At 68.1% G+C, this 784-nt stretch carries 2 protein-coding genes; both read left to right on the top strand.

All coding sequences use genetic code 11. The features are described 5' to 3' along the window. A partial coding sequence (locus ENZ75_RS33285; RefSeq protein ID WP_206617181.1) for a penicillin-insensitive murein endopeptidase occupies positions 1 to 376 on the top strand: 376 nt, incomplete at its 5' end. Between the two features lie 174 nt (positions 377 to 550). After that, positions 551 to 784 (top strand): glucokinase (locus tag ENZ75_RS33280; protein ID WP_206617180.1); only part of this gene is annotated, 234 nt, incomplete at its 3' end.

The following is a 784-nucleotide window of genomic DNA, read 5'->3' as shown; positions in this document are numbered from 1 at the left end:
GGGATCCCCCGGCTGCAAGGCGCAGGAAGCGACGCCGGACGATGACGGTTGCGGCAAGCCATTGGCCTGGTGGTTCACGCAGGAGCCGTGGCGGCCCAACAAGAACCCGGATGCCCCCAAGGCACGCGACCTGATGACGATGGCGAACCTGCCGAGCGAATGCCGCGCCGTGCTCGACGCGCCGGGGCCGGCCTCGGCCGAGGCGGCGACCTATCATGGCGGCGGCGTGCCGGTCGCGGCTGCCGCACCCGAACCCGAAGCGCCGTCATTGTCCGCCACGCCGGCCGCCGCCGGCTTGCCAAGTACGGTGAACGCCTTCACGGCGACCCCCGAGACCGGCGTGCCGCTGCCGCGACCGCGGCCGCCAGGAAACTGACGGTCACGGCCCAATCGGTTCGGGGCCTTATTTTTGCGAAACCGTGTCGGTTTGGCCGCACAGCCGGCCTCAGCGCGCCGCCGGGGTCGAAAACCGTTTCCCTTTTCAAACCCATGCGCTAGTCAACGGAAGAACGGCTAGATGCCGTCGGTGGCGCCGGAGACGGACGAGAGCATGCCAGGCACAGGCGACGACGATACTTTGTTGCGGTTTCCGATCCTTATCGGCGACATCGGCGGCACCAATGCGCGCTTTTCGATCGTGCTCGACGCCAATTCCGAGGCAGGCGAGCCGACCATCGTCCAGACGGCGAACTACAACACCATCGACGAGGCGATCCAGGCGGCCGTGCTCGATCGCTCGTCGGTGCGTCCCAATTCGGCGGTGCTGGCGGTGGCCGGTCCGGTC

Origin of the sequence: Mesorhizobium sp. M7A.F.Ca.CA.002.04.1.1 (assembly GCF_004022805.1) — a bacterium.
GTDB classification, from domain to species: domain Bacteria; phylum Pseudomonadota; class Alphaproteobacteria; order Rhizobiales; family Rhizobiaceae; genus Mesorhizobium; species Mesorhizobium ciceri.
This window is presented reverse-complemented; position numbering and strand designations above follow the sequence as displayed.